The organism is Heliomicrobium gestii (genome assembly GCF_009877435.1).
Lineage (GTDB): Bacteria > Bacillota > Desulfitobacteriia > Heliobacteriales > Heliobacteriaceae > Heliomicrobium > Heliomicrobium gestii.
In genome coordinates this window covers 288,580-310,847 of sequence record NZ_WXEX01000001.1, presented here as the reverse complement: position 1 = coordinate 310,847, position 22,268 = coordinate 288,580, and the positions used below count along the sequence as shown (strand labels likewise).

Sequence of the window (22,268 nt, the reverse complement as noted above, 5' to 3'; positions counted from 1 at the left end):
ATAAGGATAGAAAACTCCGTCAGGCCCGCAGGGAGAGAAAGTTGCGGAGCAACCCTTTCCCCGCTTCCGTCAGGATCGATTCGGGATGAAACTGGACGCCCTCCAGGGCAAACTCCCGGTGGCGCAATCCCATGATCTCGCCCTGGTCGCTGCGCGCCGTGATCTCCAGGCAATCGGGCAGGCTCTCCTCCTCCACGATCAGCGAATGATAGCGCGTGGCTGTAAAGGGATTGGGCAGATCGGCAAAAATCGTGCGACCGTCATGGCAGATGGGTGATGTCTTGCCGTGCATCAGCCGGGGCGCCCGGATGACGCGACCGCCGAAGACCTGCCCGATGGACTGGTGGCCCAGGCAGACGCCCAGGATGGGAATCCGGCCGGCGCACTGGCGGATCACCGCCATTGAGATGCCCGCCTCGTTGGGGGTGCAGGGACCCGGCGAGATGACGATGTGAGAGGGTTCGAGGCCCGCCACTTCTTCGGGCGCGATGGCGTCGTTGCGAAAAACCCTGATCTCACCGGTCATTTCGCCCAGGTACTGGACCAGGTTGTAGGTAAAGGAATCGTAGTTATCGATGACGACGATCACTGCAATCCCCCTTCCGCCAGGGCCAGCGCCTCAAAGAGCGCCCTTCCCTTGTTCATCGTCTCCTCATACTCCGTCTCCGGTTCCGAATCGGCGACGATCCCGGCGCCAACCTGGATCTGGGCCTTCCCGTCGCGCATCAGCACGGTGCGGATGGTGATGCCGGTGTTCAGGTTGCCGTCAAAGCTGAGGTAGCCCACAGCGCCGCCGTAAGGTCCCCGGCGCACCGGCTCCAACTCGTCGATGATCTCCATGGCCCGGATCTTGGGGGCGCCGCTCAAGGTGCCCGCCGGCATCACCCGGCTGAGCGCTTCCAGAGCCGTCACTTCCGGTCGCAACTCCCCGGCGACGCGGCTGACGATATGCATCACATGGGAGTAGTTTTCCACTTCCATAAACTGTTCCACCCGAACCGAACCGATCCGGCAGACCCGGCCCAGGTCATTGCGGCCCAGATCAACCAGCATGAGGTGCTCGGCCCGCTCTTTTTCGTCCTGCATCAGTTCCTCGGCCAGTCGCCGATCCTCTTCAGCGTCACGACCGCGCGGCCGCGTCCCGGCGATGGGGTGCGTCTCCACCCGCCCGCCCTCGACACACAAGAGCGCTTCCGGCGACGAACCGGCGATCTGCATCCCCGGCAGGTTCAAATAAAACAGGTAGGGCGACGGATTCAAGGAGCGCAGCGCCCGGTAGACATTCAGCGGATGGGTGCGCAGGGGCTGGGTGAGCCGCTGGGAGAGGACGATCTGGAAGGCGTCGCCGGCGGCGATGTACTCTTTGCAGCGTTCCACCGCTCGGCAGTAGCCGGCGCGGTCAAAGGTCGACGTGATCTCCCTTCCCTCTGCCACCTTTGTCACGAACTCGGCAGTCTTCTCAGCCGCCGCCTCTGCGACTTTCTTGGCGTCCCTATCAGCGACCTTGTTGACGCCTATATTGGCATTTTCCTCCGATGGCCGCTTCGATGGCCGCTCCACCGTCAGCGGCGGCGCCGGTTCCCGCAACCGCCGGAGCAATTCCCCCAGTTGGGCCTGGCCGTAGCGGTAGGCCGCCTCATCGCCGGCTTCAGCCAACAGAACGAGGATCCCCCGGTGGCGCAGGTGGTCGATGACCAAGGTAAAGCGGGTGATCATCAGCATCATCTCCGGCAGATGCCTGTCATCAACGCTGTGCTCGGGCAACCGCTCATAATGGCGAATCAGATCATACGAAAAATACCCGACCGGACCGCCGTAAAAGGGAGGCAATCCAGCCTCCGGCGGAACGGGCGCCACCTTCAGGTCGGACAGCCACTGTTCCACACATTTGAGGGGCTGCCCGGCAAAAGGCGCCGTGGGCGTTCCACCCTCCCCGGCCGGTTGAGGCGGCCAGGGGAAAAAGTTTAGGGGGTCGGCGCCGACATAGGAATAGCGCCCGAGGACGGTGCCCCGCTCCACACTTTCCAGCAGGTAACCCAACCCCTCGCCGACGAGCTTGCGATACAGCGTGATCGGCGTATCCTCATCGGTGCTGAAGGATGTCCATATGGGAATGTACCGGTATTCCCGGCTCAGCCGGACGAACTCAACCGCATCAGGGGCGGTGCGTTGCATAGGCAAGGTTCACCCTCCTTCCTGGCAGAGAGCGAAGCGAGACCGGAAAAAAGCGTACAAAAAAACCGGCCCACCGAAGGTAGACCGGTTTCCTGACAAAATCAGAATAAACCGCCTCTCCGCTCGACTCCACTGAACTCCGCTCAACTGCTCTAAAACTCAACTCACGACAAAAATACCATGACTGTATGGAATTGTCAACGATTTTTCGGAAGCAGCGCCATCGCTTTTTTACTTGCATTGGGCCAACCCATGGAGTACCTTGTACATAAGGAAAGGTCCCTACATAAAGAAGGAGTGAACCCCGCTGAACAGGATGAAACAACGGTCCCTTCCCATTCCCGCCTTTATGATTGCCCTCTTGTTCGCCTGCTGGGCAACCATTCTCTATCCCCTCGGCGCGGCGAACGCCGCTGAATCGTCCAAAGACGATGCCAAACTGGCCGAGGTTCGCCAACTGATCTCCGAGTACTACGTCGATCCCCCCGCTACCGAGGTCTTTCAAAAAAACACGATTCCCGACACGATCAAAGCCCTCGGCGACAAGCACTCCCTGTACCTCGATGAAAAGGAATTCAAAGATCTCCTGGAATCAGTCAACATGAATTACTTTGGCGTCGGCATGGTCATCGCGCCTGGCGGTGACTATCCCCTCGTGGAAAAAACCTTCCCCAACTCGCCCGCCGAAAAAGCCGGCATCCAAAGCGGCGACGCCATCATCCAGATCAACGGGGAATCGACCCATGACCTGTCTGTGGACAAGCTGGCCGGAAAAGTTCGCGGCCCCGAAGGCACCACCGTCAGCCTCGTCCTGAGGCCGGCCGCGTCAGAGGAAGAACGGACGATCGAACTGAAACGGCAGCGCATCGATCTCCCGCAAGTAGAAGGAAAGATGCTGGAAGGAACGATCGGCTACATCCACCTGAGCACCTTTGGCGACCGGACCGGGAAGGAATTCAAAGCCGCTTACGAAAAACTGCAAGGGGCCGGCATGAAGCAACTGATCATTGATCTGCGCGGAAACGGCGGCGGAGAGGTCACAGCAGCCGAAGAGGTGGGCGACTTCCTCCTCCCCGAGGGACCCCTCTACCACATGGCTGGACGGAAACTGCCCAAAGAAACCTTCTCCACCACCGGCAAGGAAAGGCCCCTCCCCATGGCGGTCCTCGTTGACGACGGCACCGCCAGCGCTTCAGAGTTGCTCTCAGGCGCGCTGCGCGATCGGGCCCACGCCACGCTCATCGGGACCCGGACCTATGGCAAGGGATCGGTGCAGACCTTCTTCAATATTAAATCCGGCGGCGTGCTCAAGCTGACCATCGCCCGCTACACCACCGCCCTGGATCATCCCGTCGACAAGGTCGGTTTGACGCCCGATCAACCCGTCGAATTAGAGCCGCTCCAACTGATCCGGGCGAAGGATGTCCTCTCTCCCCCCCACCCCAAGCAACTGCGCCTGACCCTCGATCAGAAGGAGGCTTCGGTATCCAACGATTCCTTAACCCTCGTGAACCCTCCCGTCATCCAAGATGACCGTACCTACCTTCCCCTTCGTTTCCTCGGTGAGGCCTTGGGCGGGACGGTCGAGTATCGCGAAGGTGACCAACGGGCGACCGTCACCGTCGATGGCAAGGTTCTCGACATCCCCCTCTACGGCGGCGAAGTGCAGTTGAATCAACAGCACTTCGCCGATGTGGAACCCCTGCCGGTCGTCAACGACCGCGTCCTCGCGCCGGTGCGGGTGCTCAGTGAGTCGTTGGGTTTCCAAGTTGATTTTAATGAGGATACCAGGGAAGTGCGGATCAGCAAGCCCTAAGTTCAGTTCCACTACATTTTCATTTTTTCGCAGAGAAAGGCCCAGGATGAGCATCCTGAGCCTTTTCTCTGTCATGCCTCTTTTTTATCGGCCCATCCGTCATCTGACGGCAACATTACATTCACAGCCATGGCCAATCGGCATGTTCCTCCGCTCGCCGCGCCTTATCATAGATGGGAATAAAATCCCACCCCTCATCGACATCGACGACATCCCCCTCCTCGGCCGATCGCAGGATCTCCAGTATCGTCTTCGTATCGCCATACTCCAACTCGGGCGATACGGCGATCGGCTCCTGTCCGATCATGGCCTTGTAGAAATTGAGCAGTTCATTGTAGTAGCCCCGCTGCGGCCGGTAGGGGATCTGTTCCGTCTTGCCGTCATTGTAGGCCACATTGATGAATCCGCAGTCCCGCTCCTCTAAGTAGATCATCCCTGTCGTCCCAAAGATGCGCAGTCCCACCAAGGGGCGCTGCATCTCCTTGCCGGCCGCGAAGAATGAGAACTGGCCGACGACGCCGCTTTTGAAGCGGAAGTTGACGCAGACCGTCCCATAGGGGGCGTACTCGCCGTCATGAAGCGGGGCGCCAAAGGCATGGAGCTTGTCAATGGGGCCAAAGATGTGGCGCAAGGCCGCCATATCGTGGACGCCTGTGTCCATGATCGCACCGCCGGGGTAATCGGGATGCTTTCTCCACTCCCTGTTGGGGAACTTGTTCGGCTGGCCCACTTCGCAGGGGAAACAGGCCACCCGGTTTTGCACGAAATAGCAGATATCGCCGACACGCTTGGTTCGCACCAGATCGCGCAGGATGTTGGTCTCCTCATTGTAGCGGTAGTTTTCGGCGATCAAGATCGGCACATCGTACTTCCTGGGCAGTTCGGCATGCGCTTTTGCCTGTTCCAGCGTGGGGGCCAGCGGCTTTTCGCAGATGATGCCCTTTTTTGTTTCCGAAATCGCCTCGGCCACCTCGGCGGTCACCTTGTAGTTAAACTCAATGGGGACCATGATGTCGATGACATCCAAATCAGGGCGCATCACCATGGGCAGGTAGTCGGTGTACACATCCTCGTCGGAAAGCCCCAGTCGCCGCGCCCATTCGGCTGCCTTCCCCCGGTTGATGTCGCAGATCGCCTTGATCTCGTAGTGATCCTTCAGTTCCTGATAGGCGGGATAATGGAGTTGTTCCAAGGCCATACCGGCCCCAATGATCCCGACGCGCAGTTTTTTCATGCTGCCATGACCACCCCTTCACGCGTTTTCCGATCTTCCCCTATGGTTTCCAAAGGCTTGGCGCTCACGTCATCTCACAGGCACAGTAAAAAGGCGCACGCCACAGACGGGACAATAAACGGACGATCTTGCCGTCATTTAATCTTCCTAAAGCTTACGAACGGTATACCAGAGAGGAACCTTTCCACTTCAGCCGGCATATGATCTATTGCCCCTTTGAGCGCCAGGAAAGGCCGGGGCAACAGACCCCACGGCGACCGGTTGAGCAAAGGAGGGACCGCCTTGGACGGCAACGCCTACATAGAGACGGCGCTCTTTGAGCACCGTTTCTGGCTGCAAATCCTCGGGGATCATGCCCGGTTCATCTACACAGGCCTCGCCCCTGACGAAGGGGAAGAGATCGAGCGAGCCCGACACTTCATCAGCGAGTTTGACCGGCTGCTGCAAGCGGCGCGGCAGGCGGGACCGGAGACGGATCTGCAAGCTTTAAACGGGCAGGCCCAGCGGGAAGCGCAGGAGATCCGCGCCTTCAAATTGCGCCTGATCCGCCGCCACCTTACCGAGCCGATCAAGATCAATCTCCCGCCCACGCTCTTTAATCACATGGTGAACGAGGTGGAAGACTACCTGCGCAACCTCCGCTTCCTCCTGGCCGGTCAATGCCCGCCCCTGTCGCTGCCGCAACTGCACCTGCTCTGGCTCTCCGACGCCTCAGGACACGCGGCCATGATCGCATCGGGACTCGATCCGGTGGAAAAGCCCTTGATCGACTCCAGCATGATCTATGAAAATCGTTTCGATATGCTCTACAAGAAGGCGGTCACCCTGGCCGGCTTTTTGCGCACAGGACTGCGGGAGTTTCCCTCTCTCGACTACTTCAACCGCCAGGTGCAGCAGGAGATCAACGCCTTCACCGCCTTTTTGCAGGAGGTGGAGGCCACAAGAAGATCGAAGGAGGTCCTCGGCTTCCTCCTCCCCCTTGTCCCCGATCATATGGCCCGGGAAGAGTGCTACTACCTGATCAAACTGTCGATGGCCTCCCGGATCCCGCGCCCCACCTGTGATCCCACCGCCCCGCGCGAGGAATGAGGAACGGAAAAACCGCCCGCAATAGGACGGTTTTTCCTTCTTTTTTAAACATTTTTCAGGACTGGAGTCTTATATCTGAAAATTTATCCGTATGGTACATTGGTGGTGGGACAAGCGACACAAAACTTTACATCAAAAAGGAGTGCACAGACCATGTCCAAAAAACTGCGCCTCATCGTGCCACTGCTCCTGATCCTGTCCCTTCTCCTTCCCGGTATGGCCTTTGCGGCCAAGAAAAGCACAAGCACCAAAACAACCAGCACGACGACCACGACTTCCACGGTTACCAGTTCCGTTTATGACACCACCACGACAACGCCGACCACCACCAGTTCGAGCAGTGTCATCCTCGGCTACTATCCTGTTGACTATGTGGGCGACAAGACCGCCTACAACTCCCTCGCCAATTACGGCAGTTCCATGAACGCCATCGCCACCTTTACCTACCTGGTGGACGGGCAGGGCAACCTGACCGGCACAGCCCCCACTGACGGGCTTACCCTGGCCAAGTCGAAAGGCATCAAGACCTACGCCATGATCCACAACTACAGCAACGGCGGATTCAGTCAGACCATCGCCTCCTCCCTGCTCGGCAGCGCGGCGGCCCGCCAGAACGTGATCACCCAGTTAAAGACGATCCTGCCGGCCAATGGATACGCCGGTGTCAACATCGATATCGAGTACATCAACCCGGCTGACCGGAGCAACTACACCCAGTTCGTCAAAGAGGTGAAGGACGCCCTCGGCCCCCTGGGTTACAAGGTCATCCTCTCCGTCATCGGCAAGACCTACAACGACACCACATCCAGTTGGGGCGGCGCTTTTGACTTCAACGCCATCGGCCAGTACGCCGACTACGTGCAGATCATGACCTATGACGAGCACTACCCCGGCGGAACCCCCGGCCCCGTCGCCTCCATCGGCTACGTCACCAAGGCTGTCCAGTACACCCTGACGACGATGCCCAAGGAAAAAATCCTCCTCGGCGTGGCCACCTACGGCTACGACTGGTACAGCAGCGGCACGAAGACGGTCAACTACCTCACCGTGCCGAAACTGCTCAGCCAATACGGCGTGACACCGAATTGGGATGACGCTTCCAAATCGCCCTGGTTTACATACACTGACAGCTATAGCCGCAGCCATACGGTATGGTATGAAAACGCGCAATCGACCGGCTACAAACTGGACCTCGTCAACCAGTACAGCCTCGGCGGCATCGGCATCTGGCGTCTGGGTTTCGAGGATCAGAGCTTCTGGGATGCCGTCAACAGCAAACTGAAATAAAAGCCAGCGGCTCCCATCCGCCATCGCGGATGGGAGCCGCTTTATTCCACTTCATGTCACAGTTCAGCGCCGGGACCGGACGCATCCGTTTTGGCCGCATCAACGGAGAAGATCCAGTGGTTCAAGACCCGGTGCAGGTCGGCGGTGCGGATGGGTTTGCTGATATAATCGTCCATACCGCAGGCCAGGCATTCCTCACGGTCGCCCCGCATCGCCCGGGCTGTCATGGCCACGATGGGGACATGGCCGCCCTGTGCATCCTCAAGCCGGCGAATTTCGCGGGTGGCTTCAAAGCCGTCCATCTCCGGCATCTGGCAGTCCATCAGGACGAGGCTATAGGTTTCCCGCCGCACAGCGTCCACGGCCTCCCGTCCGTTGGATACGGCATGGAGACGGAGGCCGAACTTTTTTAACTGGATAGAGGCCAACTTCTGGTTAACGGGGTTGTCCTCCACCAGCAAGATCTGTTTTTCCGGCAACTCCGGCATGAGCAGATCCGCCATCGCCGGCGTGTCAACAGACGTCTGGGACGGCGATTCCACCAGCGGCGCCGTAAACCAAAAGGTCGTCCCCAGCCCGGAGATGCTCTGAAAACCGATCTCGCCGCCCATCATCTCGACGAGCCGCTTGGCGATCGCCAGCCCCAGCCCCGTTCCCCCATAGCGCCGGGCCGTCGACATGTCGGCCTGGGAAAAGGGTTGAAAGAGTCGGGGCGCCACCTCATCGCTGATGCCGACGCCGGTGTCATGGATCTCAAAACGCAGAACGCGAGCGGCTTCATGGCCAGCTCCGCTTTTCCCCGCCTGGGGCGTCGCCGTGACCCGCAGGGCCACTTTTCCTTTCTCCGTGAACTTGACGGCGTTGCCGCCAAGGTTGATCATGACCTGGCGCAAACGAACCGGATCGCCCCGCAAAAACCGGGGGATCTCGCTGTCAATGTCACAGGTGAAATCGAGGTTTTTCTGCTCTGAGCGAACGCGCAGCAGGTTGATCACATCGTTGATCACAAGCCGCAGTTCATAGTCGACAGCCTCCAACTCGATCCGTCCGGCCTCGATTTTGGAGAAGTCGAGGATGTCGTTGATGATCGACGAAAGCAACCGGGACAGTTCGCCGATGGTGCGCCCGTAGTCGGCCTGTTCCTCCGTCAAGGTTGTGTCCAGCAGGAGGTCAATCATCCCGATGATCCCGTGCAGAGGCGTGCGGATCTCATGGCTCACCGTGGCCAGGAAGGCGCTCTTGGCGCGATCGGCCGTTTCCGCCCGCTCCTTGGCCGCCTGAAGCTCCTCTTCGGCCCGCTTGCGTTCCGTAATATCGCGGGTGACAAAGATGACCTCCTGGACCTTCCCTGTCTCGACATTCTGGACAGGACGAACGGTGGACTCAAACCAGACGTACCGCCCTTCCTTGCGCCGCATCCGGTATTGAAACAGGCGCGGTTCCTGGCGATTCATGGTCTCGCGGAGGTTGTCGCCCACCCGGTCCATGTCCTCGGGGTGTAAAAACTCATAACCGGAACGGCCGAGGATCTCTTCCGGCTCATAGCCCAAAAGGGAGCGACAGGCCGGTGACGCATAGAGAAAAAGGTTTTCCGTCGTATGGCGGGAAATCAGATCAGAGGCGTATTCGGCCAGCAGCCGGTAGCGTTCCTCGCTCTTTTCCAGTTTCTTGACAAGGACACGCTGCAGGTTGACCAGTTCGTTGTTGAGGCGGGTCACCTCTTCATAGAGCTCGCTGTCCCAGTCGGCCTGTGTGCCGGTCTGGGCGGCCAGGTCCTTCAAGGTCGATCGCAACGCCGGCGTCTGGCTGCCGCTGTCCACCATCTCCTCATAGAGGCGCGCCATGGTGGAGCGCGTTCTCGCCCCGGCGATGAGCAACTTTCCCTCGCTGGCGCAGCCGGCAAAGTAAAGGCCCAGCACCTGATCGCCGAGAGGGACGTTCAGTTCCCAGTTGAAGACAGATCCCTGTTTGCGCAGTGCCGCCAAAAAGTTAAGCGCCTTATCGGCGCAACTCCGGTCGACAATGCCGGGAAAGGGTTGACCTGAGCGAATCCGCGCTGAAAAACCCAGCCGGTTGCTGTTCACACGCAGGATCATTCCCTGCCAATCACAGAGCAGCGTGATTCCGTTGCCATTCTCCACTGCGCTCATCGGGAGAACACTCCTTTTTCGGCGAGAGGGTCCTCCGCGGTCACTCGCCCGTCACCAAACGGTTGGCCACTTCGATCGCCTCAAGCGCGTCCCCGGCATAGGCATCGGCGCTGACCCGCCGCCACAGTTCATTATCAACATTGAAGGGATAGCCGCCCACCATAATCTTGACAGTAGCCAGATCCGGCGTAGCGCGCACCACCCGGATCAGTTCCTCCACACACCGAACATGGAAGGTCATCGTCGCCGAAAGGGCCAGCACCTGGGCCTGATTGTCCCGGAGCGCCTGGACGACGTTGGCGGCCGGTGTGCTCGCCCCCAGGTAATAGGTATCCCACCCGTCCATCTCCAAAAAATCCGATACCATGCGGATTCCGATCTCGTGCAGTTCGCCACTCACACAGGTGGCCACCAGCCGGCGCCTTTTGGAGGGGCCGGAAAACACAAAGGGGTACAACTGGGCCATGATCATTTGCGTCGCCGCCGAGCAGTAATGCTCCTGGGCCACATTGATCCGGTTCATCTGCCAGAGCCGTCCGATCTCATACTGGCAGCGCTGGAAGACATGGATGTAGATATCCCGAACAGCAGTGCCAGAGTGGACGGCGTCCATGATCAGCCGCGTCGCCTCGCGCCGCTCCCCTTGCAGCAGCCTTTCCAGGTACTGTCGCGCCAGATCGGCCAGGGGCGCATCGGGCGTAAAGTGGGTCGGCGGATCGACCGGCATCTCATCGAGACCGTTGATGCTCAAATCGAGATAGGCTGAAACGATATGGTTCAAATCGGCAGGAAGCATCTCCCGGAGGACATCCTTGGTGAAGGACAGGTTTTTCGCCAGATCGGTCACAGGGATGCCCCGACCGGACAGAAGCACCTTCACCCAGGATACATAATCGGTAAACAGGGACGGGCTTTTCGTCGCCACCGCCTCAGAAAGAAAAGACAACTGCGCCCGGATGTCTTGCAGGGCGCGCAAGCGCCCGATGTCGTTGAACTTTTCCGTCAGCTCTGTCGGCGCCACCGACTGGCGCACAAGGATCGCCTCCGACAACTGGGGCAGTTTGTCTTCGAAGATCGCGCTGATTTGACTGTACTGATCGCTCATGGCCTTCCCTTCTTTCCCTGTCGTCCCGTTGCTTCTGTCAGGGAAATCACGAACCTCGCGTACTTGTTTCCATTAGGACAATATTCCATAGAGGATTGTCGATTCCTGCACATTGCAAAAAAAACCGCTTACTTCATGCAGTGACGAACCAACTGCTGGAGCGCTTTTTGGGCGCGTTCGAACTCACGGCTCACCTGCTCCACCTTAGCTGGCGCCGCATCGAGGCAACCTTGCCGTCCCATGGCCTCCAGTTCTTTGCTGCATGCCGACAGCGCGTTGGCGCCGATGCCGGCGCTGCTCGATTTGAGGCTGTGGGTCAGGTTGGTCAGCAACCGCGCGTCTTGCAGTTGGACCGCTTCGCGCAGCGCCGCAATCTTCGGCGGCGTGTCGCGCAAAAAGATCTCGACAACCTCAGCGACGATGTCCGGTTCGCCCTCTTCCTGCAACTCTCGCAAACTATCCAAGACGCCCGCGTCGATAGCGCCTGTATCGATGGCGGCGCTGTCACAGGGGCGGTCGGGCAGCCATCGTTCGAGGACCCGGCGCAACGCCTGAATGACAAAGGGCTTGCTGAGGTAATCATCCATCCCCATCTGGAGACAATGCTCCTTGTCGCCTTGCATCGCATAGGCGGTCATGGCAATAATGGGTGTGCGCCTGCCTGATTGACTCTCCAGGGAACGGATGGTCTGGGTTGCCTCATAGCCATCCATGATCGGCATCTGGCAATCCATCAGGATCAGCGAGTAATGGACGTTCCGCGCCGCTTCAACCGCTTCACGACCGTTCATGACGGCATGGGCATGCAAGCCCAGCTTTTTCAACTGCAATAAGACCAGTTTCTGATTCACCGGATTGTCCTCGGCGAGGAGAATCATCCGGTCGGCGGCCGGTTCCTGAATGAGCGGCGCTACCTCGGGCACATCACCGTCTCCTTCCCCATCTTCGTGCACCGGATCAGTTGATTGAATCTCCAACTCCACTCCTTGGCGTTCCGTCACACCAGCAGGGGTGTTGATCGACTGGTTCGTCGATCCAACCCGTTGATTCATCCCTGGGCCCTCCGACTGTTTCACTTCCGTTCACCTTCAGGCATCTGTTCGCGTTCAAGTTAGAACAAATCCTGATAAAACATAATAATAACATTCTATAAAACCGGGGCAATCCCTTTTTATGAACGAGGGTTTTGCTCAAATCTTCACCAAAAAAGGGCGCGAAAAAGCCGCTCCAAGCGGAGCGGCCACAAAAGCTTCTTAAATATACGTCTTCCTATGTTCACCGGCGCAGGTCGGGCCGCAGTTTGACGGCGCCACCCAAGTAGACATGGACCATATCGTCCTGCCCTTTTGGTGTGTTGACATGAATCAACACACGGACACAGCGCGGCAGCGCGCCTGGCACGTCGATCTCCCCCATGCACATGAGCGGAACCTGGTGCCACCCCATCTCCCGGGCCGCATAGGCCGGGAAATCGGCGTTCAAATCGGGCGTCACCGTAAAGATGGCCGATGCGATGTCTTCCAGCCGCAGCCCGTTGGCCTCGACGATCTCCCGCATCAATTCCTTCGTCGCCTGCTGAATCCCTTCCCTCGAGTTCTCGTCGACAGTGACGGCGCCGCGAATGCCGCGCACATAGTTGACTGTCATATTTTCCCCCCCTACCGTACTACAGAGCCGCCCGGTGGCCCATACCGACAGCCACCTCGTCCAAATGAAGGAGGCCGATGCCGAAAAAGACGGCCACACTGATGTGATCATGGAACCGGGCAATCCCCACCTTGCCGCCGATGTTCAACCCAACGGCTTTGGGCAGGATCTGGGTCAACGCCTCGTGGGTGGCGCCGGCCACGGCGCCTTCTTCCGGGTGGCTTTCCCGGATGACCCCTTCTCGCTTGGCCGCCACAACTGCCCGCTCGATGATTTTTTTCACTGCCGGAACGAACTCTCCGCCGTAATCAACGGCTGCAGTCCGGATCCCCTCTTCGGCGTAGAGGCGCCGCAACTGGTGTTCGTCCTCCCGGCTCTCGCTCATCGCCAGGCGCAAGGCGGCCGTCGCTACGCGTTTGCTTCCCGGATTGCCTCCCATGAACCGTCCTCCCATCCTTCCCGATTCAGCACCGGGTATGCCCATTATAGCCCCCCTTGCGGGGCCTTGACAAGCTTCGCCGCCGCCCGACCGGCCATATAACCCATCGACCAGGCCGCTTGCAGGTTGAATCCGCCTGTATAGCCGTCCACATCGACCACCTCGCCGGCGAAGAACAGACCGAGAATCTGCTTGCTGGCCATCGTTTTCGGATCAATCTCCCGGATGTCCACGCCGCCGGCGGTGACGATGGCTTCGCTCATGGGCCGATGGCCGGTGGCCGTCACCGTCAGCGCCGTCAACGTTTCCAAGAGGTTGCGCCGCTCTGCCTTGGTGATCTGGTGGACGAACTTGTCCTCCGAAATCCCTGAAAGGGCGATCACGATCGGGATCAGCGACTTGGGCAGGAGATCGCCGAGGGCGTTTTTGAACTGCTTGCGCTGGAACTGGGCAAAATCGCGCTGGATCCGGGCGTCCAACTGCTCCGGCGTCAGCGCCGGTTTCAGATTGATCTTGACGAGGAGCGGGTTTTTCTCGGGAGCGCCTTTCTTTTCCCAGTAGTTCGTGGCGTGCTTGCTGAGGCTGAGGATCACCGGGCCCGAGACGCCGAAATGGGTGAAGATCATCTCGCCGAACTCCTCGCCCAGCTTTTTGCCGGCCTTGTCCTGGAGGGACACCCGCACGTTTTTCAGCGTCAACCCCTGCAACTCCTTGACCCAAGGCTCCGCCGTGATCAAGGGCACCAGGGACGGTCGCAGCGTCGTCACCGCATGGCCCAACTCACCGGCGAAACGAAAGCCGTCGCCACTGCTGCCTGTGCCCGGGTAGGTGTTCCCTCCCGTCGCCACGACGACAGCGGCGCCGGGATAGAATTGGCCGTCAGCGGTGCGGACGCCGCGGACCGCGCCGCTCCCGTCCCGCTCGATGGCCGTCACCGTCCGCCCCGTCTGCACCTCCACTTTCAGCCGCTTCAACTCGCGGACCATGGCCTCGACCACATCAGAGGCGCGGTCGCTCTGGGGAAAGACACGGTTGCCCCGCTCTACTTTTAAGGGAAGCCCCAGTTCCTCTTCAAAAAAGCGCATCGTCTGCCGGGCGTCGAAAGCCCGCAGGGCGCTGTGCAAAAAGCGGCCATTGCCGGGCAGGTTGGCGATGATGCCCTCTGTGTCCGTGTCATTGGTCACATTGCAACGGCCCTTGCCGGTGATGAGCAATTTTTTTCCCAATCGATCGTTTTTTTCCAAAAGCAAAAGGGGAGCCCCTGCTCTGGCCCCCATGATGGCCGCCGTCAAGCCGGCGGCCCCCCCTCCGATGACGATGATCCTTGCCGTATCCAGTGTCGTCATTGCCTCCCTATTGCTCTCTCGCCCAAGATGTGCTGGATGTCAACGCGGTGTCAGACGCCGTTCCAGCGCCTGGCGGTATTGCTTTTGGTCCTCGTTGATCCGGAAGATGAAACGCTCCAGTTCGAAGCGATGGAGGAAGAACTGTTCCGGTTCAATCAGTTCGATCTTGCGATACTCGTCGCGCAGGGTGAACCGCAAGAGGTCTTCGAGCGTGTCGGCGCCGACGGTCACGATGACAGGCGCAAAGGCGATCTCCCTGCCTGTCGCCTCATCAAGCAGGATATAGATGTCGATGGCCATATCGATGTCCTCAACGGTGATCCCTTGGATGGGCACGTTGCGCAGCAGGGCCACCTGCTGCTCGCGGATCATCTCGGCCTCTTTATCCACGTCAGGGGCGCCGAAAAAAAGCCTATTTTTGCGGATGGGCGTATGAAAGTCAAAGCGCACCCGCGCCCGCAAGGCCGGACGGCGCCATTCGTCCCCGTTGATTCCGTTCGCCACGTTTGTCACTCCACGATCAGGTCAGCCGGCGACCACAGAGCCACCACTCCAACCACGTCTTTTCATTATTTTCCATAATTCGAGCTATGGGGCTAAAAATCCTTTTTTTTCGGCCACATCCCCATATCTCGCAAGACGCAGGTGGCGAGGTAGGCCTGGTGCAGAGCGAGCACCGCCCCAACGCCTTCCCCGTACTGCAGGTCAAAGGCCAGCAGCGGTTGAAGACCGAGGCGTTCGACGATCTGCTGCTGGCCCCGTTCTTTCGAGCGGTGGCTGAGCAACAGGTAGTCGCCGATGGCCGGGTCGAGGCGATGGGCGCACAGGGCGGCGGTGCAGGTCACAAATCCGTCAAGGACGGCCGGCGTCCGGCAACGGGCCGCCTCCAGAATGGCGCCGGCCAGGGCGGCGATCTCGAGACCGCCGACCATGGAAAGCACCTCGATCACGTCACCGGCCGGCGGACGGTGCAAGGCCAGAGCCTCTTCAATGACCAGGCGCTTCTTTTCCATACTGGCCGGCGAGAGGCCGGAGCCTCGACCGACAACCTCTGCCGGCGGCAGTTCCAGCAAAGCGGCCGTGATGGCGCTGCAGGCGGTCGTGTTGCCGATGCCGATTTCCCCCAGGGCCAGTCCTTGCACCCCATCCCTGACCGCCTCGCGCACAAGGCTCGATCCGGTCTGCAAAGCCTGGAAAACCTGTTCCCGCGACATCGCCCGTTCCCGGAGAAAATTACCCGTGCCCGGAGCGATCTTGCGGCAGCGCAGCGTCGTCACCGACCGGTCTCGATCCGGCATGGCAAAGAGGCTGCCCTTTGGTCCGCAGTCATCCTTCAGCCCCACATCGATGAGGTGCACCTCTGTTCTGGTCTCCCGGCCCAAAACGGCGGTGCCCGATTTTTCCTCTAAAAAGGCCTTCACGATCTCGCGCGTCATGCCGGGCGGGTAGGCGCTGACACCCGCCTCGGCTACCCCGTGTTCGGCCACCATCACCAGCGCCCGCCGGCGAAGCAGGCTGGGCCTGGCAGAACCGGTGATGCCAGCCAGGTGGATGACAAACTCCTCTAAAGAGCCCAGCCCTTGGGGCGGTTTGATCAGCCCGTCCCAGTGGGCGCGGGCGGCGGCCATGGCCTTGCGATCCAGGGCGCCGACGGGATTAGTATTCAATGCCCCGGCGGCTGGGAACGCCGATCTGATAGGGATGCTTGATCTCGCGCATCTCCGTCACCAGGTGGGCTTTCTCCAGGATTTCTGGCGGCGTGTTCCGGCCGGTGATCACCACTTCCACATGATCCGGTTTGGCCTTCAACAGTTCCAGCGCCGCCTCGATGGTGACCAACTCAAACCAGAGGGCATTGGACAACTCATCGAGGATGACGATATCGTAATCGCCGCTTGTGATCACTTCGCGCGCCCGTTCCATGGCGCGATCAGCCATGACCTGATCCTGTTCGGTCGCATGGCCTTTGCGGACGAAGCAACCGCCACAGCCGACACACTGCATCTCACCCTGCCGGATCATGGGATCATGGGGACAGTTGCGGCCATACTGGGCCAGTTGAATATCGGGATAGAGCCGCTGCAGGGAAAACAGTTCTCCATAATAAGAACTGCCTTTCATAAATTGGATGATATAGACCTTAAACCCGTGACCGAGGGCCCGCAGAGCGAGACCGAGGGCCGCCGTCGTTTTTCCCTTTGAATTTCCCGTGTACACCTGAATCAAGCCTTTTTCCAGACGCGCTCTTGTCACGCCGATCGCCTCCGTCCCTTCCTTCCCGGAATCCCTTGGGACCTCTTCCCGTTTCCTGCGCAGCACCCTGGGCCGAATCCCTGGCAGGTCCTTTATAGGGCCCTTTATAAGGCCCTTTTGCCGGGGCTTCCAATGGTGCTTTGGCCCGTCCCATTGCCGTTCCCTTTTTAAAGCCCTTGGCAGTGCCCTTATCGAACCCCTTATCGAACCCCTTATCAAACCCCTTATCAAACCCCTTACCGGGCCCCTTTTCCGTTCTTCTTACGGGCCCCTTGGGCTCCCGGTGAGCCTGGGCGCTTTTCTCTTTTTCCCGCTGATCACTATACCTGGCCGGATTGCGCTCGTCCAGTTCCGCTGGTCCCCGTTTGCGCCCATCGGGACGACCCGGACCGGCAACGGATCGCTTGTTTCGTTCCTGCGGGTTGTTGGCCTTTGAAAAGGCGCCCCCTCGCTTTGCCTGAGCAGCCACCGCTCGTCCCGACGGCGCTCCCCCCGTACCGGCCGGGGGCGCCACCGCAGCGGCTTTCGCCGGCTGCCGGCGGGAATCCCTGCCCCGGTTCGGCTCAGCCGCCTCTGTGATTCCCGCCGCCGCCCGCAACGCCCGCAGTTCTGCCGGGGTCAAGGGGCGAACCTCGCCGGGCTTTAGTTTGCCCAGGGTGATCGGGCCGAAGGAGATCCGCTCCAGATCGATGACCGGGTGTCCGATGGCATCGCCCATCCGGCGGATCTGGCGCTTGCGGCCCTCGTGGATCTTGATCTCGATCCAGGTGGCTCCCCCTTCGCGGCGGAGGAGGCGCACCTCGGCCGGCGCCGTCATCCCGTCTTCCAGCGGAACGCCCGTCGCAAGCGCCTTCAGCGCTGCCTCGCTCACATCATCGCGCAGGCGGGCGCGGTACGTCTTTTCGACACCGAAACGGGGATGGGTAAGCCGGAAGGCCAATTGCCCATCATTCGTCACCAGGAGGAGACCCTCCGTATCCTGATCAAGCCGCCCGATGGGATAGACCCGTGAGGTAACGCCGGGCAGGAGGCCAATCACCGTCTGCCGCCCCTGGGGATCCTTGCAGGTCGTTACGACCCCCCTGGGCTTGTACAGGGCATAGTAGACAGGCGCTTCGCGCCGTTCGAGGGCGCGACCGTCCACCTCAACCACATCATGGGCTTCGTCGACGCGCACTCCCTGTTCCCGAACGATGGTTCCATTGACGCGCACCCGCCCCGACCGGATCATCGCTTCCGCTTCCCGGCGAGACGCGACACCATGCGCCGCCAGCAACTTTTGTAAACGAACGGTTTGACTATCCATAGAAGCCCTCATTTCCCGAAGCCAATTCCGGCTTAGTTTTTCCTATCTGCCCACACTATACCATGAAAACCCGCCCGGGCATACAAAAAGGCCCGCGTCGCCGGCAGGCCCTTTCGATTCCCTCATATTTCTGCATCATCCCTGATGTCACGAAATCTTCCCCGTCAAACTCGCTTTTCTGCCCACGAACAACGGTTCAGGCTCTCGTCAGGCGTATTGGCGTTTCATCTTCATGGTGAAATCCAAGAGGGGATCGGACTTCTTCGCTTTATGGGTTCCTGTCGATTGAACAGGCATGACCTCTGTAAATTCGTAGGCATATTCCCCAGGCATGTTGTCAATTTTGATCAACAGTATCTTCGCATTGTCGTCATCGGTGATGACATCGACGACGGTCCCCGGTTGAGAATTGTAGGTAAGGACGCGATCTCCGACTTGAAAAAGCGGGGACGTGGGCATGGTTGGCACACCTCTCTTCCATTTTTACTCACAAAAAACCGTTCGAGGTAGAGGATTCCATTTTCCCTTAAAAAAATACGACTGACAGGGGGACATTTTTCATCAAATTTCTTTTTTTCAGAATAGACGCGCAACTCTTTCTGGTTGCTATCATACCATAATCCTTTTGTGAGGGAAAGTACTTTTTGAACAACTTTGCAAATCATTTAAAGAAAATTCTACAAAAATAGACAGACGCCAAAAAACTGGTCACATCAGCCAGCAATCCCGTGTAGAGGCTATATCTGTACCGGCGCACCCCAACGGCGCCGAAGTAAATGGTCAAAACAAAAAAGGTGGTATCTGTCGTCCCCTGCATCGTTGAAGCCAGGCGTCCGATAAAGGAATCGGCCCCAAAGGTCTGTATCAGTTCGGTGGCCACGCCGAGGGCGCCGCTCCCCGACAGGGGTCGCATCATCGCTAAGGGAAGGATTTCGCCGGGTATCCCCAACACGGATGTGACCGGCTCCAGAAAGGCCATCAACATGTCCATGGCGCCGGTCTCGCGAAATATGCCGATGGCCATCAGCATGGCCACCAGATAAGGGATCAGCTTGACGGCGATGGAAAAGCCCTCCTCAGCGCCGGCGACAAAGGCGTCATAGACCTTGACGCCGCGCAGCGCCCCCGCCACCAGCACGATCGCAAAGAGCGCCGGAACCGTCCACTGGGACAAGGTGTCCATGATCGCTGTAGGCATAGTCAATCCCCCCGTCGCCGATAATAGCTGCGCAACAACCGATCCGCCGTGACGGCCACGGTCATGCCCACCATGGTCGCCAGGATGGTCGGTCCGACGATTTCTGTGGGATTTGCCGAACCGGCGGCGACGCGCACGCTGATGATCGTCGCCGGGATCAGGGTGATGCAGGAGGTGTTGAGCGCCAAAAAGGTGCACATGGCTTCTGACGCCTCGGGCCGATTCCGATTCAGTTCTTGCATCGCCTGCATGGCCTTCATGCCGAAGGGAGTCGCCGCGCTCCCCAGACCCAGCACATTGGCGCTCAGGTTCATGAGGATATGACCGAGGGCGGGATGGTTGGGCGGGATGGATGGAAAGAGCCGGATCAGAAAGGGACGAGCGATCCGGGCTACGAGATCGATCAAACCGGCTTCCTGGGCGATGCGCATGATGCCCAGCCAGAGCGCCATCGCCCCGATCAGGCCCAAGGCGACCTCAACAGCCATCTCCGCCCCTTTTAAAGCCCCGTCGGTCACTTTCTGCACATCTCCCCGAGCGGCAGCGATGCCGATTCCGCCCAAAAGGAAAAAGAGCCAAATGGCGTTCATCCCAATCCCCCCTTCGACGGTACAAACTATGAAAGGCGGGGACAGGCTAGAACCGGCGCCTCTGCCGGCAACTGATGAAGAGGCAGGTGAATAAAAAAATGGATTTTCAGCTCTATTTATGTTAATATATTACAGTAAATTTTAGTTTTATCCCGACTGCCGGTGTGATTCAGTCGGCGCCTATGACTGCGGGAGGTGTCACCGTATGTCCCAGCGATCCAAGCCTTCTCCGGCATGGAGCGATGAAACCCTGCCCTCCGAAAGCCCCCCGCCCAGCCGTTCTCGTTCCCTGGGAAAAAGGCTCCTGCAAGTCACCCTGGGCATTTTATTCCTTTTTCTCGTCAGCCTTTACGGTCTCGTTGTCTACTACCTCCATGACCGCCCGGAACTGAACGCCTCGACCCTGGGTTCCCTTGCCGCCACTTCCTTCATCTATGATTATGAAGGCGGATTGATCACGGCCCTGCACGGCGAGCAAAACCGGATCCCCGTCGCTTTGCATGAAATCCCGCCGGCCATGAAGAACGCCATCATTGCCGCTGAGGATGTTCGCTTCTACGATCACCAAGGCGTTGACTTTCGAGCCATCGGGCGGGCCTTGGTGACCAACTTCCAGGATGGGCGCTTCTCCCAGGGGGCCAGCACAATCACCCAGCAGTTGGTAAAGAACACCTTTCTCACCAATGACAAAACGATCAAGCGAAAGGTCCAGGAAGCCTTTCTCTCCTTTCAGATCGAGTCGCGCTTCAGCAAAGAGCAGATCTTGGAAATGTACCTCAACCGCATCTATTTCGGCAACGGCGCCTATGGCGTGCAGGCAGCGGCGCAGACCTATTTCGGCAAAAGCGTCTCCGCCCTGAACCTCGCCGAAGCCGCCCTGCTCGCCTCGATGCCCCGAGCGCCCAGCTATTACTCACCCATCGCCAATCCGGAGGCCACCGTCGATCGGCGAAACGCTGTCCTCACCATCATGGCCAAGAACGGATTGGTCAGCGAATCAGAGATGGAAGAGGCCAAAAAAACACCGCTCCCACAGCAACTGCACGGGTTTACGCCGAATCGCCAATTCGCAGCCTTCATCGATCATGTCGTTTTCGAACTGTGCAACCGCCACGGCTACACAGAGGATCAGGTCTTTCGCGGCGGCTTGAAGATCTATACGTCGCTCCAGCCGGTTGTTCAGCAGCGCGTGGAAGAGGTGATCAACGATGAATCCCTCTATCCGCCCGGACCGGCGGACCAACCGGTGCAGTCCGCCATGGTCGTCGTCAACCATCATAACGGCGAGATCGTCGCCATCGGCGGCGGTCGCAACTATGACGGCCGGCGCAGCTTCAACCGGGCGACCCAACTGCGCCGCCAACCCGGATCGGTCATCAAGCCGATCATGGTGTATGCCCCCGCCATGGAGAACGGCTTCATCCCCGAGGATGTCGTCTACGACGGGCCGATGGACTTCAACGGCTACGCGCCGGGCAACTATGACGGCAAATTCCGAGGCGCCATCACCATCCGGGAGGCGCTGGCCTACTCGATCAACATCCCGGCAGTGTACCTATTGAAAACAGTGGGGACAGACCGCGGCGTCGAGATCTCCAAAAAAGTCGGCCTCCCGCTCACCGACAAAGACCGCTACCTTTCACTGGCCCTCGGCGGCATGACCCAAGGGGTCGCCCCGCTGCACATGGCCGGCGCCTATGCGGCCTTGGCCAACGGCGGCGTCTATGTGGAACCCCACGCCGTCGTCCGCGTCGTCGACGCCCTGGGGAAGGAGAAGATCATCGAGCCGAAGCAGGACGAGGTGTTGTCGCCGGTGGCCGCCTACCGGGTGACAGACATGCTGATCACGGCCGTCCAATCAGGCACCGGCTACCGGGCGCAGATGCGCCGCCCCGTCGCCGGAAAAACGGGGACGACAGAACTGCCGCCCCTGCCCGAGTTTAAGAACGTCAAGGGCAACAAGGACGCTTGGTTTGTGGGTTATACACCGGAAGTGACCTGCGCCGTCTGGATGGGCTATGACCGCACCGATGGCCAGCATTACCTGAAACAGGTCTACGGCGGCTCCTATCCCGCCCAGATGTTCCGGGAGGTGCTGAGCACATCCCTTCACGATTATCCTGTCGCCGCCTTTGCGCAGCCGGAGGGGTATGATGCGCACCGGACGGCCCGCTACGTGGGTCCGAAGGATGTCGACCCCTGGGTTCGCCCCGGTCCAAAAAGGGAGGAGCGGGCCGAACAGGCGCCCGATACGTCGCCGGTTCCCAATCTTGTCGATAGCTCGCCGCCTGGCTCTTCGGTGTCCGGCGGAGCGCCTCCCCAAACGCCGTCCACCTCTCCCCCCTCGGCGTCTCCATCGACCACTCCCTCCCCCTCGACGGGTCCCCCGCCGGCCACAACGCCTGCACAACCGGCGCCGCAACGGCCGGTTCCGGGAACATCATCACCCGATGGACCGGCGCCCGATTCAATCAAGGCGCCTCCCCTCGGTCGCGCCGACAGAGAGCCGCTCCCGTCAGATAACGTTCCAATGCCGCATCCCACCGATCCACCGGAGGATCATTGGCGCCTCTTCGAATAGGCTAAAACGCAACAGAGCGGCGACCCGACTTTCCGGATCGCCGCTCTGTTCT

The 22,268-nt window shown here is 59.5% G+C and carries 20 protein-coding genes; 4 read left to right on the top strand and 16 right to left on the bottom strand.

The annotated features are described in order from the left end of the window. Positions 1-19: 19 nt before the first annotated feature. Together GTO89_RS01460 and trpE are read right to left on the bottom strand one after the other, a co-directional pair. Positions 20-589 carry an anthranilate synthase component II gene (locus GTO89_RS01460; protein WP_161260272.1) on the bottom strand — a complete coding sequence of 190 codons (570 nt, stop codon included), beginning with the start codon at positions 587-589 and terminating at the stop codon, positions 20-22. Next, positions 586-2,175 (bottom strand): anthranilate synthase component I, encoded by a 1,590-nt coding sequence (trpE, locus tag GTO89_RS01455; RefSeq protein ID WP_161260400.1) that lies wholly within the window; start codon positions 2,173-2,175, stop codon positions 586-588. The genes GTO89_RS01460 and trpE overlap by 4 nt, the downstream gene beginning before the upstream one ends. A 316-nt stretch (positions 2,176-2,491) precedes the next feature. Between trpE and GTO89_RS01450 the strand changes: the two genes are divergently transcribed. After that, positions 2,492-3,991 (top strand): S41 family peptidase, encoded by a 1,500-nt coding sequence (locus GTO89_RS01450; protein WP_161260271.1) that lies wholly within the window; start codon positions 2,492-2,494, stop codon positions 3,989-3,991. 121 nt (positions 3,992-4,112) lie between these two features. On the opposite strand, the gene GTO89_RS01445 is transcribed toward GTO89_RS01450, so the two are convergent. Beyond that, positions 4,113-5,225: a Gfo/Idh/MocA family protein gene (locus GTO89_RS01445; RefSeq protein WP_161260270.1), complete on the bottom strand. Its 1,113-nt coding sequence runs from the start codon at positions 5,223-5,225 to the stop codon at positions 4,113-4,115. A gap of 282 nt (positions 5,226-5,507) precedes the next feature. Here GTO89_RS01445 and GTO89_RS01440 point away from each other — a divergent pair, with 282 nt between their 5' ends. Both GTO89_RS01440 and GTO89_RS01435 read left to right on the top strand, forming a co-directional pair. Continuing rightward, positions 5,508-6,314, top strand: coding sequence for a DUF2935 domain-containing protein (locus GTO89_RS01440; protein ID WP_161260269.1), 807 nt, complete (start codon positions 5,508-5,510; stop codon positions 6,312-6,314). 153 nt (positions 6,315-6,467) lie between these two features. Beyond that, a complete protein-coding gene (locus GTO89_RS01435; protein ID WP_161260268.1) occupies positions 6,468-7,601 on the top strand; it encodes a glycosyl hydrolase family 18 protein in 1,134 nt (377 codons plus the stop codon). Positions 7,602-7,657: 56 nt separating this feature from the next. Here the strand turns inward: GTO89_RS01435 and GTO89_RS01430 are convergent, their stop codons facing one another. The 13 genes from GTO89_RS01430 to GTO89_RS01370 all read right to left on the bottom strand — a co-directional run bounded on the left by GTO89_RS01430 (position 7,658) and on the right by GTO89_RS01370 (position 19,635). After that, positions 7,658-9,751 carry a PAS domain-containing hybrid sensor histidine kinase/response regulator gene (locus GTO89_RS01430; RefSeq protein ID WP_161260267.1) on the bottom strand — a complete coding sequence of 698 codons (2,094 nt, stop codon included), beginning with the start codon at positions 9,749-9,751 and terminating at the stop codon, positions 7,658-7,660. Positions 9,752-9,791: 40 nt separating this feature from the next. Then, entirely contained in the window at positions 9,792-10,856 is a 1,065-nt protein-coding gene (locus GTO89_RS01425; RefSeq protein ID WP_161260266.1) for a cobalamin B12-binding domain-containing protein, read from the bottom strand. Between the two features lie 128 nt (positions 10,857-10,984). Continuing rightward, positions 10,985-11,908 carry a response regulator gene (locus GTO89_RS01420; RefSeq protein WP_161260265.1) on the bottom strand — a complete coding sequence of 308 codons (924 nt, stop codon included), beginning with the start codon at positions 11,906-11,908 and terminating at the stop codon, positions 10,985-10,987. A 223-nt stretch (positions 11,909-12,131) separates the two neighbouring features. After that, on the bottom strand, positions 12,132-12,503 hold the full coding sequence (aroH, locus tag GTO89_RS01415) for a chorismate mutase (RefSeq protein WP_161260264.1): 372 nt from the start codon (positions 12,501-12,503) through the stop codon (positions 12,132-12,134). Between the two features lie 19 nt (positions 12,504-12,522). Further along, the gene (locus GTO89_RS01410; protein WP_161260263.1) at positions 12,523-12,942 is read right to left on the bottom strand and encodes a HutP family protein; all 420 of its coding nucleotides are present in this window, start codon (positions 12,940-12,942) and stop codon (positions 12,523-12,525) included. 44 nt (positions 12,943-12,986) lie between these two features. After that, the gene (locus GTO89_RS01405) at positions 12,987-14,288 is read right to left on the bottom strand and encodes a BaiN/RdsA family NAD(P)/FAD-dependent oxidoreductase (protein ID WP_161260262.1); all 1,302 of its coding nucleotides are present in this window, start codon (positions 14,286-14,288) and stop codon (positions 12,987-12,989) included. 39 nt (positions 14,289-14,327) lie between these two features. After that, complete coding sequence (locus GTO89_RS01400; RefSeq protein WP_161260261.1) at positions 14,328-14,792, bottom strand: hypothetical protein; 465 nt, start codon at positions 14,790-14,792, stop codon at positions 14,328-14,330. Between the two features lie 92 nt (positions 14,793-14,884). Then, on the bottom strand, positions 14,885-15,955 hold the full coding sequence (gene cobT / locus GTO89_RS01395) for a nicotinate-nucleotide--dimethylbenzimidazole phosphoribosyltransferase (protein ID WP_161260260.1): 1,071 nt from the start codon (positions 15,953-15,955) through the stop codon (positions 14,885-14,887). After that, the gene (gene cobO / locus GTO89_RS01390) at positions 15,945-16,541 is read right to left on the bottom strand and encodes a cob(I)yrinic acid a,c-diamide adenosyltransferase (protein WP_161260259.1); all 597 of its coding nucleotides are present in this window, start codon (positions 16,539-16,541) and stop codon (positions 15,945-15,947) included. The genes cobT and cobO overlap by 11 nt, the downstream gene beginning before the upstream one ends. Further along, positions 16,429-17,847, bottom strand: a complete 1,419-nt coding sequence (locus tag GTO89_RS17745) for a pseudouridine synthase (RefSeq protein WP_161260258.1) — start codon at positions 17,845-17,847, stop codon at positions 16,429-16,431. Before GTO89_RS17745 ends, cobO begins: the two co-directional genes overlap by 113 nt. Positions 17,848-18,054: 207 nt before the next feature. Continuing rightward, the gene (locus tag GTO89_RS01380; protein ID WP_161260257.1) at positions 18,055-18,306 is read right to left on the bottom strand and encodes a hypothetical protein; all 252 of its coding nucleotides are present in this window, start codon (positions 18,304-18,306) and stop codon (positions 18,055-18,057) included. A gap of 202 nt (positions 18,307-18,508) precedes the next feature. After that, positions 18,509-19,045, bottom strand: coding sequence for a spore maturation protein (locus GTO89_RS01375; RefSeq protein WP_161260256.1), 537 nt, complete (start codon positions 19,043-19,045; stop codon positions 18,509-18,511). 2 nt (positions 19,046-19,047) lie between these two features. Further along, positions 19,048-19,635, bottom strand: coding sequence for a nucleoside recognition domain-containing protein (locus GTO89_RS01370; RefSeq protein WP_161260255.1), 588 nt, complete (start codon positions 19,633-19,635; stop codon positions 19,048-19,050). A gap of 205 nt (positions 19,636-19,840) precedes the next feature. Between GTO89_RS01370 and GTO89_RS01365 the strand changes: the two genes are divergently transcribed. Then, on the top strand, positions 19,841-22,216 hold the full coding sequence (locus tag GTO89_RS01365) for a transglycosylase domain-containing protein (protein WP_161260254.1): 2,376 nt from the start codon (positions 19,841-19,843) through the stop codon (positions 22,214-22,216). Positions 22,217-22,268: the final 52 nt, after the last annotated feature.